This window comes from Polynucleobacter yangtzensis (assembly GCF_001595965.1).
GTDB classification, from domain to species: Bacteria; Pseudomonadota; Gammaproteobacteria; order Burkholderiales; family Burkholderiaceae; genus Polynucleobacter; species Polynucleobacter yangtzensis.
In genome coordinates this window covers 178,388-195,090 of sequence record NZ_LOJI01000035.1, presented here as the reverse complement: position 1 = coordinate 195,090, position 16,703 = coordinate 178,388, and the positions used below count along the sequence as shown (strand labels likewise).

Annotated in this window: 18 protein-coding genes and 1 tRNA gene; 18 read left to right on the top strand and 1 reads right to left on the bottom strand. The window is 45.4% G+C overall.

Annotated elements, in window-relative coordinates; translation table 11 throughout:
• The first annotated feature begins 43 nt into the window (after positions 1-43).
• Positions 44-313, top strand: a complete 270-nt coding sequence (gene rpsO, locus JaK3_RS07770; RefSeq protein WP_068323724.1) for a 30S ribosomal protein S15 — start codon at positions 44-46, stop codon at positions 311-313.
• Positions 314-316: 3 nt separating this feature from the next.
• On the opposite strand, the gene JaK3_RS10630 is transcribed toward rpsO, so the two are convergent.
• Entirely contained in the window at positions 317-514 is a 198-nt protein-coding gene (locus JaK3_RS10630; protein WP_150114239.1) for a hypothetical protein, read from the bottom strand.
• A gap of 66 nt (positions 515-580) precedes the next feature.
• Between JaK3_RS10630 and pnp the strand changes: the two genes are divergently transcribed.
• From pnp to nuoL, 17 genes are all read left to right on the top strand, one after another.
• On the top strand, positions 581-2,749 hold the full coding sequence (gene pnp / locus JaK3_RS07765; RefSeq protein WP_068323065.1) for a polyribonucleotide nucleotidyltransferase: 2,169 nt from the start codon (positions 581-583) through the stop codon (positions 2,747-2,749).
• Positions 2,750-2,775: 26 nt separating this feature from the next.
• Positions 2,776-3,774, top strand: a complete 999-nt coding sequence (locus tag JaK3_RS07760; RefSeq protein WP_068323061.1) for an NAD(P)H-quinone oxidoreductase — start codon at positions 2,776-2,778, stop codon at positions 3,772-3,774.
• A 16-nt stretch (positions 3,775-3,790) separates the two neighbouring features.
• Entirely contained in the window at positions 3,791-4,549 is a 759-nt protein-coding gene (tpiA, locus tag JaK3_RS07755; protein WP_068323059.1) for a triose-phosphate isomerase, read from the top strand.
• Between the two features lie 22 nt (positions 4,550-4,571).
• Positions 4,572-4,916 (top strand): preprotein translocase subunit SecG, encoded by a 345-nt coding sequence (gene secG, locus JaK3_RS07750; protein ID WP_068323057.1) that lies wholly within the window; start codon positions 4,572-4,574, stop codon positions 4,914-4,916.
• Between the two features lie 86 nt (positions 4,917-5,002).
• Positions 5,003-5,087: transfer RNA gene (locus JaK3_RS07745), tRNA-Leu, on the top strand.
• A gap of 108 nt (positions 5,088-5,195) precedes the next feature.
• Entirely contained in the window at positions 5,196-5,555 is a 360-nt protein-coding gene (locus JaK3_RS07740) for an NADH-quinone oxidoreductase subunit A (protein WP_012357790.1), read from the top strand.
• A gap of 5 nt (positions 5,556-5,560) precedes the next feature.
• Entirely contained in the window at positions 5,561-6,043 is a 483-nt protein-coding gene (locus JaK3_RS07735) for a NuoB/complex I 20 kDa subunit family protein (RefSeq protein WP_011902891.1), read from the top strand.
• 3 nt (positions 6,044-6,046) lie between these two features.
• Positions 6,047-6,646, top strand: coding sequence for an NADH-quinone oxidoreductase subunit C (locus tag JaK3_RS07730; RefSeq protein WP_068323054.1), 600 nt, complete (start codon positions 6,047-6,049; stop codon positions 6,644-6,646).
• Between the two features lie 3 nt (positions 6,647-6,649).
• A complete protein-coding gene (locus tag JaK3_RS07725) occupies positions 6,650-7,903 on the top strand; it encodes an NADH-quinone oxidoreductase subunit D (protein WP_068323051.1) in 1,254 nt (417 codons plus the stop codon).
• Between the two features lie 22 nt (positions 7,904-7,925).
• Positions 7,926-8,432, top strand: a complete 507-nt coding sequence (gene nuoE, locus JaK3_RS07720; protein WP_068323048.1) for an NADH-quinone oxidoreductase subunit NuoE — start codon at positions 7,926-7,928, stop codon at positions 8,430-8,432.
• The gene (gene nuoF / locus JaK3_RS07715; RefSeq protein ID WP_068323045.1) at positions 8,429-9,727 is read left to right on the top strand and encodes an NADH-quinone oxidoreductase subunit NuoF; all 1,299 of its coding nucleotides are present in this window, start codon (positions 8,429-8,431) and stop codon (positions 9,725-9,727) included. The genes nuoE and nuoF overlap by 4 nt, the downstream gene beginning before the upstream one ends.
• A gap of 32 nt (positions 9,728-9,759) precedes the next feature.
• Positions 9,760-12,075 carry an NADH-quinone oxidoreductase subunit NuoG gene (gene nuoG, locus JaK3_RS07710; RefSeq protein WP_068323042.1) on the top strand — a complete coding sequence of 772 codons (2,316 nt, stop codon included), beginning with the start codon at positions 9,760-9,762 and terminating at the stop codon, positions 12,073-12,075.
• Positions 12,076-12,083: 8 nt separating this feature from the next.
• Positions 12,084-13,157 (top strand): NADH-quinone oxidoreductase subunit NuoH, encoded by a 1,074-nt coding sequence (gene nuoH, locus JaK3_RS07705; protein ID WP_068323039.1) that lies wholly within the window; start codon positions 12,084-12,086, stop codon positions 13,155-13,157.
• Positions 13,158-13,168: 11 nt separating this feature from the next.
• Complete coding sequence (gene nuoI / locus JaK3_RS07700) at positions 13,169-13,660, top strand: NADH-quinone oxidoreductase subunit NuoI (RefSeq protein ID WP_068323035.1); 492 nt, start codon at positions 13,169-13,171, stop codon at positions 13,658-13,660.
• Between the two features lie 21 nt (positions 13,661-13,681).
• Positions 13,682-14,329 (top strand): NADH-quinone oxidoreductase subunit J, encoded by a 648-nt coding sequence (locus JaK3_RS07695; RefSeq protein ID WP_068323033.1) that lies wholly within the window; start codon positions 13,682-13,684, stop codon positions 14,327-14,329.
• On the top strand, positions 14,326-14,634 hold the full coding sequence (nuoK, locus tag JaK3_RS07690) for an NADH-quinone oxidoreductase subunit NuoK (protein WP_068323029.1): 309 nt from the start codon (positions 14,326-14,328) through the stop codon (positions 14,632-14,634). The genes JaK3_RS07695 and nuoK overlap by 4 nt, the downstream gene beginning before the upstream one ends.
• Positions 14,635-14,636: 2 nt before the next feature.
• Positions 14,637-16,697: an NADH-quinone oxidoreductase subunit L gene (gene nuoL / locus JaK3_RS07685; RefSeq protein WP_068323025.1), complete on the top strand. Its 2,061-nt coding sequence runs from the start codon at positions 14,637-14,639 to the stop codon at positions 16,695-16,697.
• The last annotated feature ends 6 nt before the right edge of the window (positions 16,698-16,703 follow it).

Genomic DNA, 16,703 nt, shown 5'->3' with positions numbered 1-16,703 from the left:
AATGGGTGAAAGCTCAGGTGTTCGCAAGTTAGGAGTATTAAAAATGGCAGTTGCTGATATTAAAACGGCGGAAATCGTCAAAGAAAACGCGCGCAGCGCAAACGATACGGGTAGTCCTGAAGTTCAAGTTTCATTGCTCACAGCCCGCATCAATGAATTAACCCCCCATTTCAAGGCTAACGCTAAGGATCATCACAGCCGTCGTGGTTTGTTGAAGATGGTTTCACGTCGCCGTCGCCTCTTGGATTACCTCAAAGGCAAAGATTTGGATCGCTATCGCGCATTGATTGAGAAATTAGGTCTCCGTAAGTAATTCTTATCGGTATGCAATGCCATCTTTCTTAAGGTTGTTTCCTAGCAGGATCAGTCTTAAGCAGATGGCATGTTTTTTTGGGCGCTTTAGATCATTTGTGTAGGGGATTGTGTCATTCCAATGAGTTTCTGGGTTGTATGCAGAGCCTCCCTGGAATGGCATCCCTTGTGATCCGAAATCGCTCCAGTGTTGTCGTGACACTGCTTTATCCCACGACAAGCGCAATGCTCATGTGAGTCTTGCGTGAACAATTTGGAGAAGATCAGAATGACAATGTTTAAAAAAGCAGTAAAAAGTTTTCAATGGGGCAATCATCAAGTAACAATGGAAACTGGCGAGATTGCTCGTCAAGCTGGTGGTGCCGTTATCGTTAACGTAGATGACACAGTAGTAATGGGTACGGTTGTTGCTTCTAAGTCTGCAAAGCCAGGCCAATCATTTTTCCCATTGACTGTTGATTACTTAGAAAAAACTTACGCAGCAGGCAAGATCCCTGGTGGCTTCTTCCGCCGCGAAGGTCGTCCATCTGAAGGCGAGACATTGATCTCCCGTTTGATTGACCGCCCATTGCGTCCTTTATTCCCAGAAGGTTTCTTGAACGAAGTTCAGGTTGTGGTGCACGTGTTGTCAATCAACCCAGATGTACCTGCTGACATTCCTGCTTTGATCGCTGCATCTGCAGCCTTAGCTGTTTCAGGTATCCCATTTGCCGGCCCAGTTGGAGCAGCACGCGTTGGTTATGCAAATGGCCAATACCTCTTGAATCCAACACGTACAGAACAAGCTACTAGCGAACTCGATTTGATCGTTGCTGGTACACAAGCAGCTGTATTGATGGTTGAGTCTGAAGCAAATCAATTATCTGAAGAAGTCATGTTGGGCGCAGTTGTATATGGTCATGACCAAATGCAAACAGCGATCAACGCTATTAATGATTTAGTTCGTGAAGCTGGCAAACCTGAGTGGGATTGGACTGCTGCTCCTAAGGACGAACCATTCATCGCTAAGGTAACTGCATTGGCTGAAGCACCATTGCGTGAGGCTTATCAGATTCGTCAAAAGGGCGCACGTTCCGACAAGCTCAAAGAAATTTCTAAAGAAGTATTGGCTAAGTTATCCGAAGAGGGTGATGTTGATGCTGTTGCTGTGAGCGACATCATGTTTGAAATCGAAGCGAAGATTGTTCGTAGCCAGATTTTGAATGGTGAGCCACGTATTGATGGTCGTGATACTCGTACTGTTCGCCCAATCGAAATTCGTAACGGCGTATTGCCACGCACACACGGTTCAGCATTGTTTACTCGTGGTGAAACTCAAGCGTTGGTTGTTGCAACATTAGGTACTGCACGTGATGAGCAAATTATTGATGCGCTCGAAGGTGAATACCGCGATCGTTTCATGTTTCACTACAACATGCCTCCGTTTGCCACTGGTGAAACAGGTCGTGTAGGTAGCCCTAAGCGTCGTGAAATTGGTCACGGTCGTTTAGCTAAACGTGCATTGATTCCAGTATTGCCAAGCGCAGAAGATTTTGCATACAGCATTCGTGTGGTTTCAGAGATTACTGAGTCCAATGGTTCTTCTTCAATGGCTTCTGTTTGTGGTGGCTGTTTAGCAATGATGGATGCTGGTGTTCCAGTTAAAGCACACGTTGCTGGTGTGGCAATGGGCTTGATCCTTGATGGCAATCGTTTTGCTGTGTTGACAGACATCTTGGGTGACGAAGATCACTTAGGCGATATGGACTTTAAAGTGGCTGGTACAGCGAATGGTATTACTGCATTGCAGATGGACATCAAAGTACAAGGCATCACTAAAGAAATTATGCAAGTAGCTTTGGCGCAAGCTAAAGAAGGCCGCTTGCACATCTTGAGCAAAATGCAAGAAGCGATGGGTTCAGTTCGCACAGAATTGTCGGCACACGCTCCACGCATGGTTTCTTTCAAGATTCATCCAGACAAGATTCGTGAAGTGATCGGTAAGGGCGGCGCAACAATTCAAGCGTTGACTAAAGAAACTGGTTGCAGCATCGACATTAAAGATGACGGCACTGTAACTATTGCTTCTACATCTGCTGAAGGCATGGCAGAAGCAAAAGCACGTATCGAAGGCATTACTGCTGAAGCCGAAGTTGGCAAGATCTACGAAGGTCCAGTTGTGAAGTTGCTCGAATTCGGTGCTTTGGTAAACATTCTTCCAGGTAAAGATGGTCTCTTGCACATCTCAGAGATTTCTAATGAGCGTGTAAAAGAAGTTAAAGACTATTTGGCAGAAGGCCAAGTAGTTCGCGTGAAATTGTTAGCTGCTGATGAACGTGGTCGTTTACGTTTGTCACTAAAAGCTGCGATGGCTGATGAGGGCGGCACGATTGCTCCTTTAGCTGGCGCTACTGAAGTGGCTGCTGAGGCTGCTCCAGCGGCTGGCGAATCCGCTTAATTACTTTTTAGCTAGCAGGAGTATTCATGCGCGTAGTTGAAATCAAAGAGTTTGGCGCTCCAGAGATGCTGGTTCCGGCCAGTCGTCCAGATCTAGTGGCTCCAGCTGCCGGTACTGGCGAAATTTTGATCAAAGTTTTGGCCGCTGGCATTAACCGCCCTGACGTTTTACAACGCAAAGGGCATTACCCAGTTCCAGCGGGCGCATCCGATATTCCTGGTCTTGAAGTGGCTGGTGAGATTGTTGGCGGTGATTTATCTCATTCTGACAATGTGTTTGGATTGAAGCTTGGCGATAAGGTGTGTGCATTAGTTCAAGGTGGTGGTTATGCGGAACTATGTACCGCACCTGTTGCTCAGTGTCTGCCATACCCTAAAGGATTTAGCGACCAAGAAGCTGCTGCTTTACCAGAAACGTTCTACACCGTTTGGAGTAATGTTTTCATGCGTGGCGAGTTAGCTGAAGGCGAGACTTTATTGGTTCAGGGTGGTTCCAGTGGTATTGGGGTTACTGCAATCTTGATTGCCAAAGCTTTGGGTCATAAGGTATTTGTTACAGCTGGTACAGATGAAAAGTGTGCTGCTTGCGTGGCTTTAGGTGCCGATCTTGCCATCAATTACAAGACACAAGATTTTGTTGAGGAAGTCAAAAAAGCTACAGATGGCAAAGGTGTCAACGTCATTCTGGATATGGTTACCGGCGCTTATGTGCAAAAGGAAATCGATTGCCTGGCTGACGACGGCCGCATCGTGATCATTGCCATCCAGGGTGGCTCTAAAGCGGAAGTGAGTACCAATCAGATTTTGCGTCGACGCTTGACTATTACTGGTTCAACATTGCGTCCACGTCCAGTTTCTTTCAAGAAGCAAATTACTAAACAGTTATTTGAAAATGTTTGGCCTTTGCTTAATGCTGGCAAGCTCAAACCAGTTATCTATAAAACATTTACGCTAGATCAGGCCGCTGATGCTCATGCATTAATGGAGTCATCTGAACACGTTGGCAAAATCGTTTTAACTGTTTAGATAATTCAACACCCCTATGCGACCACTCATCGTTATTGGTAATTGGAAAATGAATGGCAGTCTTGCAAGCAATCGAGACTGGATCAAGACCGTTGCTCGTGGCATGGAGAGTGGAATGCCATCAGGTCGTAGATATGCTGTATGTCCACCATTTCCATATTTGCCGCAGTGTGCCGAGCTAATCAAAGCGCATTCAATGGCCTTTTTAAGCTTAGGCGCGCAAGATGTCTCAGCTTTTGGCTCTGGAGCTTATACCGGTGAGGTAGCGGCTTCAATGCTCAATGAATTAGGTTGTACTTACGTCATTGTTGGTCACTCTGAGCGTCGTCAAATGCATCATGAGGTTGATGAGCTTGTAGCTGCTAAAGCTCTTCAGGTTTTAGATAACGGCATGACCCCGGTCATTTGTGTTGGTGAGACGGCTGACGAAAGAAATTCTGGTAGAGCAGAAGAGATTGTTTGCTCACAGATTGCTAAACAGGTCAGCGTGCTGCAGGATCGCTTAGCAGACTGTCTGATTGCCTATGAGCCTGTTTGGGCGATTGGCACTGGTAAGGTTGCCAGCGCTCAGGTGGCTCAGGACATGCATCATGCTATTCGTCAGCAATTAGCCGAATTTAACGAAGATGTAGCGTCTCATGTTGGAATTTTGTATGGCGGCAGTGTCAAACCTGACAATGCCGTTGAATTGTTTGCCATGCCGGATATTGATGGTGGATTGATTGGGGGTGCTTCACTGAATCCTCAAGACTTTCTAGCTATCTGCCAGGCATAGATTTTTTATTTGGAGATAAGCTGTGGAATGGTTTAAGACTTTATTGATCGTATTGCAGGTAATTTCAGCCTTGGCTGTGATTCTCTTGGTTCTGTTGCAGCAGGGCAAAGGCGCCGATATGGGTGCAGCCTTTGGTTCTGGCTCTTCTGGCAGCCTCTTTGGCGCTAGTGGCTCAGCCAACTTCCTTTCTCATGCGACAGCTATTTTTGCTGCCGTTTTCTTTATCAGCACTCTGGGTATTACCTGGATTGGTAACAAGAAAGAAGTGAGTCCTGGTGTGCTTTCTGGTACGGTAGCCCCAGCAGCGGCGCCAGCAGCTCCTGCTGCTCCAGTTCAAGACCCAAGTAAGCCAGCAGTTCCTAAGTAAAAAAGTAGGTTTTTACGTATTTAAATGCCCTAAAAATGGGGTAGTAGAGTGGTGCAATGCAGTAGAATTGATGGGTTTTGCAAGATGCCGACGTGGTGAAATTGGTAGACACGCTATCTTGAGGGGGTAGTGGCTTAGGCTGTGCGAGTTCGAGTCTCGCCGTCGGCACCAAAAACGAGTATTGATAAGGGTTTTTGCTCTGAATCAATACTTTATGTAGTGGAATAATTAATAATTTGCTGCTTTTAGGATTTACTAGACAAACGAATCAGGGCTATTTTGAATCTCGCTAATTACTTTCCTGTTCTGCTTTTTATCCTCGTAGGTATTGGGGTGGGATTAGTCCCCATGTTCCTCGGAAAAATATTAGCTCCTTCGAAGCCTGACGCTGAAAAACTCTCTCCGTATGAGTGCGGTTTTGAAGCTTTCGAAGATGCGCGTATGAAGTTCGACGTACGCTACTACTTAATCGCCATTCTCTTCATCCTGTTTGACTTAGAAACTGCATTCCTATTCCCATGGGGTGTAGCACTACGTGATATTGGATGGCTTGGCTACGCCTCTATGGTGATTTTCTTGTTGGAATTCATTGTGGGATTTGTATATATCTGGAAAAAGGGCGCTCTCGACTGGGAGTGATAGATATGGCATTAGAAGGCGTTCTCAAAGAAGGTTTTGTAACCACTACAGCTGACCAGTTGATTAACTGGACTCGTAATGGCTCTTTATGGCCAATGACCTTTGGTCTGGCCTGCTGTGCGGTAGAGATGATGCATGCTGGCGCATCCCGTTATGACTTAGACCGCTTTGGCGTGGTATTCCGTCCATCTCCGCGTCAATCAGACTTGATGATTGTGGCTGGTACTTTATGTAACAAGATGGCTCCAGCTTTGCGTAAGGTTTATGACCAAATGCCTGAACCACGTTGGGTAATCTCAATGGGTTCTTGTGCAAATGGCGGTGGCTACTACCATAACTCGTATTCAGTTGTTCGCGGTTGTGACCGCATCGTGCCAGTGGATATTTATGTTCCTGGTTGCCCTCCAACTGCAGAAGCGTTGATCTACGGAATTATTCAGCTGCAATCCAAGATCGCGCGTACCAGCACGATTGCGCGGAAGGCTTAAATCATGTCAGATCGCTTAAATCAATTAGCCGCCAATTTAGAAAAAGTTTTAGGTAAGCGCGTTCAATCAATTGAGATTGCATTAGGTGAAGTTACTGTTGTTGTTAATGCAGACACCTATTTTGAATCCGCCATGTTGTTGCGTGATGATCCATCTCTTGCCTTTGAGCAATTGATTGATTTATGTGGCGTGGATTATCAAGACTTCCGTGAAGGTGCGTGGGGCGGTCAACGCTTTGGTGTTGTGAGCCATTTACTTTCTATTGAACATAACTGGCGCTTGCGTGTGCGTGTGTTTGCGCCAGATGATAGCTATCCATTGGTTGCCTCAATTACGCCGGTATGGAATTCTGCTAACTGGTTTGAACGTGAAGCGTTTGACCTATACGGTATTTTATTTGATGGTCATGACGACTTACGTCGCATCTTGACTGACTATGGCTTTATTGGTCACCCATTTAGAAAAGATTTCCCAATTAGTGGCAACGTTGAAATGCGTTACGACCCAGAGTTAAAGCGCGTTGTCTATCAGCCCGTCACTATTGAGGCTCGCGAAATTACTCCACGGATTGTTCGTGAAGAGCAGTACGGAGGTCCGGTTTAAGTCATGGCACAAATTAAGAACTACACCCTCAATTTTGGCCCTCAGCATCCTGCTGCGCACGGCGTATTGCGTTTAGTGCTTGAGCTCGACGGTGAGGTGATCCAACGCGCCGATCCGCATATTGGTTTGTTGCACCGCGCCACTGAAAAATTAGCTGAAACTCGTACATGGATTCAAAATGTTCCATACATGGATCGTTTGGATTATGTTTCGATGATGTCCAATGAGCATGCCTATGTCATGGCCATTGAAAAGTTATTACAAGTGGATGTTCCTTTGCGTGCTCAGTACATTCGTGTGATGTATGACGAGCTAACTCGCCTATTGAACCACTTACTTTGGATCGGTTGTCACGGCCTTGACGTTGGTGCGATGGCGGTGTTCCTTTATGCCTTCCGCGATCGTGAAGATATCTTTGATATGTACGAAGCTGTATCTGGCGCACGTATGCATGCTGCTTACTATCGTCCAGGTGGCGTATATCGTGATTTGCCTGATCAAATGGCTCAATACGATAAATCCAAGATTCGCAGTGCTTCTGCAGTAAAGCGTTTGAATGAGAACCGCAGCGGTACCTTGTTGGATTTCATTGAACAATTTACGAATGGCTTTGATGCCAACGTCGATGAGTATTGCAATCTCTTAACCGATAACCGTATTTGGAAGCAGCGCTTAGTCAATATCGGTATTGTGAGTCCTGAGCGTGCATTGCAACTGGGCTTCACTGGTCCAATGTTGCGTGGTTCTGGCATCGAATGGGATTTACGTAAGAAGCAGCCATACGAAGTGTATGACCGTCTCGACTTTGATATTCCGGTTGGTGTGAATGGCGACTCTTATGATCGTTATTTAGTTCGCATGGAAGAAATGCGCCAATCGAATCGCATCATCAAACAATGCGTGGCTTGGTTGAAAGCAAATCCAGGCCCTGTAATGAGCGATAACCATAAGGTTTCTCCACCGAAGCGCGTGGATATGAAAACCAATATGGAAGAATTGATTCACCATTTCAAACTCTTTACTGAAGGCATCCACGTTCCTGATGGTGAGGCTTACTCTGCTGTTGAGCATCCAAAAGGTGAGTTTGGTATTTACTTGATTTCAGATGGCGCCAATAAACCATACCGCATGAAGATTCGTGCACCAGGTTTCGTGCATTTATCTGCAATGGATGAGATGTCACGTGGCCATATGTTGGCTGATGCGGTAACCATCATCGGTACCCAAGATATCGTGTTCGGGGAGATTGACCGCTAATTAGCGTGCCAAGGATTATTTAATGACTACAACTCTTCAACTATCCGATAAAACAATGGCTGATATTCATCGCAATATCGCTAAGTACCCACCAGAGCACAAGCAATCAGCGGTAATGGCTTGTTTGATTGCCGCTCAAACAGAGGTGGGCTGGGTTTCTCCTGAGGTGATTGAAACTATTGCTCAGATCTTAGAAATGCCAAGTATTGCTGTTGATGAAGTGGCTACTTTCTACAACATGTACAACACCAAGAAAATTGGTAAGTACAAATTGGTAATTTGCACAAACTTGCCATGCCAGTTAACGCATGGTGAAACTGCTGCTACATACCTCAAAGAAACGCTTGGCATTGGCTACAACGAGACAACTCCATGCGGTACTTTCACACTAAAAGAGGGTGAGTGCATGGGTGCATGCGGTGATTCACCAGTAATGCTCGTGAATGACAAGCGTATGTGCAGCTTCATGAGCAAAGAAAAGATTGATGCATTGTTAAATGAATTACGTGCAGAAGGGAAAGCAGCATGACCAGCTTGCACGATCGTCATATCAAGCCTTTGATCCTCGCTGGATTAAATGGTGACAACTGGCGTCTAAAAGATTACGAAAGCCGTGGCGGTTATCAGCAATTACGTCGTTTAATCAACGATAAAGTTGCGCCTGATGCCATCATTGCTGAATTAAAAGCTTCATCACTGCGTGGACGTGGTGGTGCGGGCTTCCCAACGGGTTTGAAGTGGAGCTTTATGCCACGTCAATTTCCAGGACAAAAATATTTAGTTTGTAATAGCGACGAAGGCGAGCCTGGTACTTTTAAAGACCGCGACATTATGCGCTACAACCCGCATGCTTTGATTGAAGGCATGATTATTGGTGCGTACACCATGGGTATTACAACTGGCTACAACTATATCCATGGCGAAATCTGGGAAGTGTATTCACGCTTTGAAGAGGCTTTGGAAGAAGCGCGCGCTGCAGGTTATTTAGGCGACAAAATTTTAGGTAGTGATTTTTCATTCCAATTGCATGCATCTCCAGGTTGGGGTGCTTACATTTGCGGCGAAGAAACTGCATTGTTGGAGTCCTTGGAGGGTAAGAAGGGTCAGCCACGCTTTAAGCCTCCTTTTCCAGCAAGCTTTGGTTTGTATGGAAAGCCAACAACAATTAACAACACCGAAACATTCGCTGCTGTGCCATTCATTTTGGCAATTGGTGGTCAGTCTTACTTAGATCTTGGTAAGCCGAATAACGGTGGAACAAAAATCTTCTCTATCTCTGGGGATGTAGTTCATCCTGGTAACTATGAGATTCCTTTGGGCACCCCATTTGCAGAGCTATTGAAGCTTGCTGGTGGTATGCGTGATGGCAAGACATTAAAAGCGGTTATCCCTGGCGGCTCATCTTCGCCTGTTGTGCCTGGCGCGCAAATGATGGAACTCACAATGGATTACGACAGTATTGCTAAAGCTGGTTCGATGCTGGGTTCTGGTGCCGTCATTGTGATGAATGAAACGCGTTGCATGGTTCGCGCATTAGAGCGCTTGTCTTACTTCTATCACGAGGAATCATGTGGCCAGTGCACTCCTTGCCGTGAAGGTACCGGTTGGTTATGGCGCATTGTTCACCGTATTGAGCACGGACAAGGGCGTCCAGAGGATTTGGATTTGCTTAATGACGTAGCAGCCAATATTCAGGGCCGTACGATTTGCGCTTTAGGTGATGCAGCGGCGATGCCAGTGCGTGGCATGTTGAAGCATTACATGGATGAATTTGCGTATCACGTAGAACATAAGCGCTGCTTAGATTCTGCGAAACCTTTATAAAGATTTAGAGCACGGGATATCTAAAAGTGAGCATGGTAGAAATCGAATTAGATGGTAAGGCAGTAGAAGTTCCGCAAGGTTCGATGGTGATGCACGCCGCGAACAAGCTCGGCACCTACGTTCCTCACTTCTGCTATCACAAGAAATTATCAATCGCTGCTAACTGCCGTATGTGCTTGGTTGAAGTTGAAAAAGCACCAAAACCTTTACCTGCATGTGCAACACCAGTTACCCAAGGTATGAAGGTATTTACGCATTCAGCTAAGGCGGTAGAAGCGCAGCGTTCTGTAATGGAATTCTTGCTCATTAATCACCCATTGGATTGCCCAATTTGCGACCAAGGTGGTGAGTGCCAGTTACAAGATTTGGCGGTAGGTTACGGTAAATCCAATTCTCGTTACGACGAAGAAAAGCGCGTTGTATTCCATAAGAATGTTGGACCATTAATCTCCATGCAGGAGATGACCCGTTGCATTCACTGCACACGTTGCGTTCGCTTCGGCCAAGAAGTTGCTGGAGTAATGGAATTAGGTATGGTCAACCGTGGTGAGCATTCAGAAATTACTACTTTCGTAGGTCAGACTGTAGATTCAGAGCTTTCTGGAAACATGATTGACTTATGCCCAGTAGGAGCGTTAACCAGCAAGCCATTCCGTTACGCTGCACGTACCTGGGAATTGGGTCGTAAGCGTTCAGTAAGCCCGCATGACAGCTTAGGTGCGAACACTTCAGTTCAAACTAATGCAAATAAAGTGATGCGCGTTGTTGCGTTAGAAAATGAAGCAATTAATGAATGTTGGATTAGTGATCGCGATCGCTTCTCTTACGAAGGATTAAATAGCTCTGATCGTGTCACAACACCAATGGTGAAGCAGGGCGGTCAATGGTTAGAAACAGATTGGCAATCAGCACTTGATTATGTTGCACATTCTTTGAAGACTATTTCAGCGGAAAGTGGTCCTGAGGCAATCGGTGCTTTAGCTCACCCAATTTCCAGTACAGAAGAATTGCATCTCTTACAAAAGATGGTTCGCGGTTTAGGTTCAAAACAAGTAGAAACCCGTCTGCGTCAATCTGATGTGGCTGCTTCTGCAAGCGCGCCATGGCTCGGCATGCCGATTGCCAAAATCAATGAATTAGATCGCCTTTTAGTCGTTGGTAGCTTCTTGCGTAAAGATCAGCCAGTGTTGGCCGCTCGTATCCGTACTGCAAGCAAACGTGGATTACAAGTAACTCGTATTGACGCTGGTGGTGACGACTGGTTAATTCCAAGTAATGGTATCGCTGCTGCTCCAAGCACATGGCTCAATGCATTAAGTGAAGTTGCTCAAGCAGTAGCCAAAGCAAAATCAGTCAGCGCACCAGCTGGCACAGCTAACTTAGCAGTCTCACCAGCAGCCCAAAAAATTGCAGACAGCCTAATTTCCGGTGAATCAGTGGCTGTATTGCTAGGTTCTGCTGCTATTGCTCACCAACATGCATCTGATTTACATGTGCTGGCTCAATTTATTGCAGAGCAAACTGGTGCAACTTTAGGATTCTTGCCTGTTGGTGGCAATTCAGTTGGTGCTTCATTGGTTAACGCTAACGGTGCTGGTGTTGAATCATTGCTGTCTGGCGAGCGCCGTGCAGTGTTCTTGATGAATATCGAGCCTGATGCAGACCTTCCAAATCCAACTGCAGCACGTGCTGCTTTGGCTAAGGCAAACACAGTCATCGCATTGAGCGCTTATAAGAGTGCAGATTTACTTGAGGTGGCTGATGTCATTCTGCCAATCTCAACATTCTCAGAAACAGTTTCTACGTTTGTAAACCTAGAGGGTAGAGCCCAAACTGTTCAACCTTCAGTAAAACCATTAGGCGATTCACGTCCGGCATGGAAAGTCATTCGTGTGCTCGGCGGTCTTCTGGGTCTTGATGGTTTCTTATTTAATCTTCCTGAAGAAGTCTTGGGAGAGGCATTACCTGAAAACTATTGCACTCGTCTGAGTAATAAAACTTCAGCTACTTCTATTGCCAATGGAAATGCGGCTCCTTTGAATGGTCTTGAGCGTTTGGCTGATGTCAATATTTATGCCGGCGATCAAATTGTTCGTCGTTCATCAGCGCTGCAACTTACACGTGATGCAAAACGCGGCAATCAAGCTGGCTTAAATCAAAAGACATTCTCTGAATTGGGCTTGAAAGAGGGCGATGCTGTGCGCGTTACTCAAGGCAGTCAGACAGTAGATATGCCAGCAACATTAGAAGTAAACCTAGCGCCAGGCGCCGTCAGAATTTCTGCTGGCACTATGGCTAGTGCGAAATTGGGCTCTATGTTTGGCCCTGTAACTGTTAGTAAGGCATAAGGTCAGAGATGGATAATTTCTTGAACCTCGTTACCACCCAAGGTGAAGCCATTTTTGGTTCTTTGTGGCCATTGGTTTGGGCTTTGGTGCGCATCGTCATTATCGTATTGCCAATGTTTGGTTGTGTAGCTTACTTAACCCTCTGGGAACGAAAGCTCATCGGTTGGATGCATATTCGTCTTGGGCCAAACCGTGTTGGTCCATTAGGTTTGTTGCAGCCAATTGCAGATGCATTAAAGCTTTTGATGAAGGAGATTATTGCTCCTGCACAAGCAAGTAAAGTTCTTTATTTCATAGCGCCAATTATGGTAATCATGCCTGCGTTTGCAGCATGGGCAGTCATTCCATTTCAAGCCAAGATGGTTTTGGCTGATGTTAATGCTGGTTTGCTTTACATCATGGCTATTTCATCGATCGGTGTTTATGGCGTGATTTTGGCTGGCTGGTCATCTAATTCAAAGTATCCGTTCCTTGGTGCCATGCGCGCATCAGCCCAAATGATTTCATACGAAATTGCGATGGGCTTTGCATTGGTAACCGTGTTGCTTACTTCTGGCTCTCTAAACTTAAGCGCAATCGTTGCATCTCAAGAACAGGGTGTATTTGCAGATATGGGTCTGAATTTCCTTTCTTGGAATTGGCTCCCATTGCTACCGATGTTCTTGATTTACTTTATTTCCGGCGTTGCTGAAACTAACCGTCATCCATTTGACGTGGTTGAGGGTGAATCTGAAATTGTTGCTGGACACATGGTTGAGTATTCAGGCATGTCTTTTGCGATGTTCTTCTTAGCTGAATACGCCAACATGATTTTGATTGCTGCTGTTGCTTCAATCATGTACCTAGGCGGTTGGTTACCGATTGTTGATTTGCCAATCTTGCGCGATATTCCAGGTTTCTTCTGGTTATTTGGCAAGACATTCTTCCTCTTGTCTTGTGTGATCTGGTTGCGTGCCACATTGCCGCGCTATCGCTATGACCAAATCATGCGTTTGGGTTGGAAGATCTTTATTCCCATCTCCGTTTTCTGGGTGGTTGTTATCGGCGCATGGGTCGTATCCCCATGGAATATTTGGAAATAAGTTGACCAATCATGTTTAAGAAAATTTCCCAATTCCTCGATAGCTTGATGCTCAAAGACATCCTTACTGGTATGTCGATTACTGGTCGCTATCTTTTCAAGCCAAAAATCACTGTTCAGTATCCGGATGAGAAGACGCCATTGTCTAATCGTTTCCGCGGTTTACATGCACTCCGTCGTTATGAAAATGGTGAAGAGCGCTGTATTGGTTGCAAACTCTGTGAAGCAGTATGCCCAGCCTATGCAATCACTATTGAAACCGCTGAGCGTGAAGACGGCACTCGTCGTACCAGTCGTTATGACATTGACTTAACAAAGTGTATTTTCTGCGGCTTCTGCGAAGAGGCGTGCCCGGTTGACGCGATTGTTGAAACCAATATTTTTGAATATTTCGGTGATAAGCGTGGCGACCTGTACTTCACTAAAGACATGCTTTTAGCTGTTGGCGATAAGTATGAAAAAGATATCGCCGCAAACCGTGCAGCTGATGCACCTTACCGTTAATCGAATTGAGCTGAACTGAATATGACATTCGATCCATCTACTTTGTTTGCTGTTTTCTTCTATGGCTTTGCAGGCTTACTTGTTATCTCTGCATTGCGTGTGATCACAGCTCGAAATCCAGTCCATGCAGCTTTATTTTTAGTCTTGGCTTTCTTCTGTGCCTCTGGCCTTTGGATGTTGCTCAAAGCCGAGTTTTTAAGTCTCGCCTTGATCTTGGTTTATGTTGGCGCGGTGATGGTTTTATTCCTTTTCGTAGTCATGATGCTCGATTTGGATTTAGAGCATTTGCGTCGTGACTTCAAAAAGTTCCTGCCAGTTGCTTTCTTGATGGGTGCTGTGATTGTTCTTGAACTCTCTATAGTGATCATTCGCAGCTTCATCGGTACTAATGCACCAGTGCAGCCGATGCCAGAAGAAATGATGGCAAACAATACTCAAGCTTTAGGCATGCTGATCTTTGTTGATTATGTTTATGCGTTTGAAGTTGCTGGAGTGATCTTATTGGTTGCAATTATTGCAGCCGTCGCTTTGACCTTGCGTAATCGTAAGGACTCTAAGTCACAAAATATTCACGAACAAGTCAATGTGGTTGCGGCAGATCGTATGCGCATTGTGAAAATGGGTTCAGACATGGCCGCAAAGCAAGACACAAGAGGAGAGAAGAAATGAGCATTACTCTCGCTCACTACTTGGTACTTAGTGCAATTCTCTTTGCAACTAGCGTGATTGGTATTTTCTTAAATCGCAAGAATGTGATCGTATTGCTGATGGCAATCGAATTGATGCTTCTTGCAGTTAACATGAACTTTGTAGCCTTCTCTCATTATTTGGGTGATATGGCAGGTCAAGTATTCGTATTCTTTATTTTGACAGTGGCAGCTGCTGAAGCAGCTATCGGCTTGGCAATTTTGGTTGTGCTCTTCCGTAAGGTTGACACCATTAATGCCGAAGATCTTGACCACCTTAAAGGCTAGTCATGCAATTGACCTTAAATATTCCCGTACTCTGCGCAATTCCTTTGGCGCCATTGGTTGGCTCCATCATTGCCGGATTCTTTGGCACTAAATTAGGCGGCAATCGCATCGGACATGGCGCAAGTCAATTTGTAACCATCTTGGGCGTCACAATTGCATTTGTTTTGTCTTGTAATGTTTTAGTTCAAGTGATGGATGGTTTCTATTTCAATGGAACTGTTTACCGCTGGATGCAATTGGGTGAGCTCAATCTAGATATTGGCTTCTTAATTGATCCGCTTACTGCGACGATGATGTGCGTAGTAACCTTTGTGTCGCTGATGGTTCACATCTACACTATTGGTTATATGCATGGTGAAGAGGGTTACAACCGCTTCTTCTCCTATATTTCCTTATTTACCTTTGCCATGTTGATGTTGGTAATGAGTAACAACCTATTGCAGCTCTTCTTTGGTTGGGAAGCAGTAGGCGTAGTTTCTTATTTATTGATTGGCTTCTACTTTGAACGTCAATCTGCAGTATTTGCCAATATGAAGGCTTTCTTAGTCAACCGCGTTGGTGACTTCGGTTTCATCCTTGGTATCGGTATTTTGTTGGCCAGCACAGGCTCGATGCAATACGACGTCATCTTTGCTCAGAACTCCGCATTAGCTGCGCAAACATTGCCCGGTACCAGCTGGAATTTGATGACCGTTGCTTGTATTTGCTTGTTCATTGGAGCCATGGGTAAGTCGGCTCAATTTCCATTGCATGTTTGGTTGCCGGATTCAATGGAAGGCCCAACTCCAATTTCTGCATTGATTCACGCTGCAACCATGGTTACCGCTGGCATCTTTATGGTGTCACGCATGTCGCCTTTATTTGAGTTGTCTGATGCTGCATTGAGCTTCATCTTAGTGATCGGTTCTATCACAGCACTCTTTATGGGCTTCCTTGGCATTGTCCAAAATGACATTAAGCGCGTAGTTGCTTATTCCACTTTGTCTCAATTGGGTTACATGACTGTTGCTCTGGGCGTTTCTGCTTACCCAGTAGCCATCTTCCACTTGATGACTCATGCTTTCTTTAAGGCTTTATTGTTCCTTGCTGCTGGTAGCGTGATTCTTGGCATGCACCATGAACAAGACATGCGTAAGATGGGCGGTCTCTGGAAATACATGCCGATTACTTGCCTCATGATGTTGCTTGGCAACTTAGCGCTGGTAGGTACGCCATTCTTCTCGGGCTTCTATTCAAAAGACTCCATTATTGAAGCGGTAGCTGCAAGCCATATTCCTGGTTCTGGATTTGCATACTTTGCGGTTATGGCAAGCGTATTTGTCACTGCTTTATATTCATTCCGTTTGTATTTCTATGTATTCCATGGAAAAGCACGCTGGGGTCACGATGATGCACATGCGCATGACCATCATCATGATCATGCAGAGCAGGGTGACGATCATGCGCACCACGGATTAGCTCCAGGTCAAAAACCACATGAGTCACCGTTTGTTGTGACCTTGCCATTGATTCTCTTGGCTATTCCATCTGTGATCATTGGTTTCTACACTATCTCACCGTTGTTGTTCGGAACATTCTTTGGTGATTCAATCTTTATCGATTTGGCGCGCCATCCAGTGATGAAAGAATTGGAAGATGAATTCCACGGTCCAGTTGCTATGGCGATTCATGCATTTACTTCACCTGTATTGCTATTAGTAGTGTTAGGTGTATTAACTGCAGCTATCGGCTACTTGTGGGCACCAAAGTTGCCGGGCAAGGTTGCAGAAGCTTTTGCTCCGATCAAGAAATTGTTTGACAACAAATACTATCTCGATGAAATTAACCAAGCTGTATTTGCTAAGGGCCTCATTTGGATCGGTGGCTTCCTATGGCATCGCGGTGACCAAAAGGTTATCGATGGTTTCTTTGTTAATGGCAGTGCGCATGCAGTAGGGCGCTTTGCTGGAGTTATCCGCCATTTGCAATCCGGTTATCTATATCACTATGCTTTCGCAATGATTGCGGGCCTGGCGGTATTGTTAGCTTGGGTTTTGTACGCTTATCTGCCTTTTGTTCGCTAGGCCTTT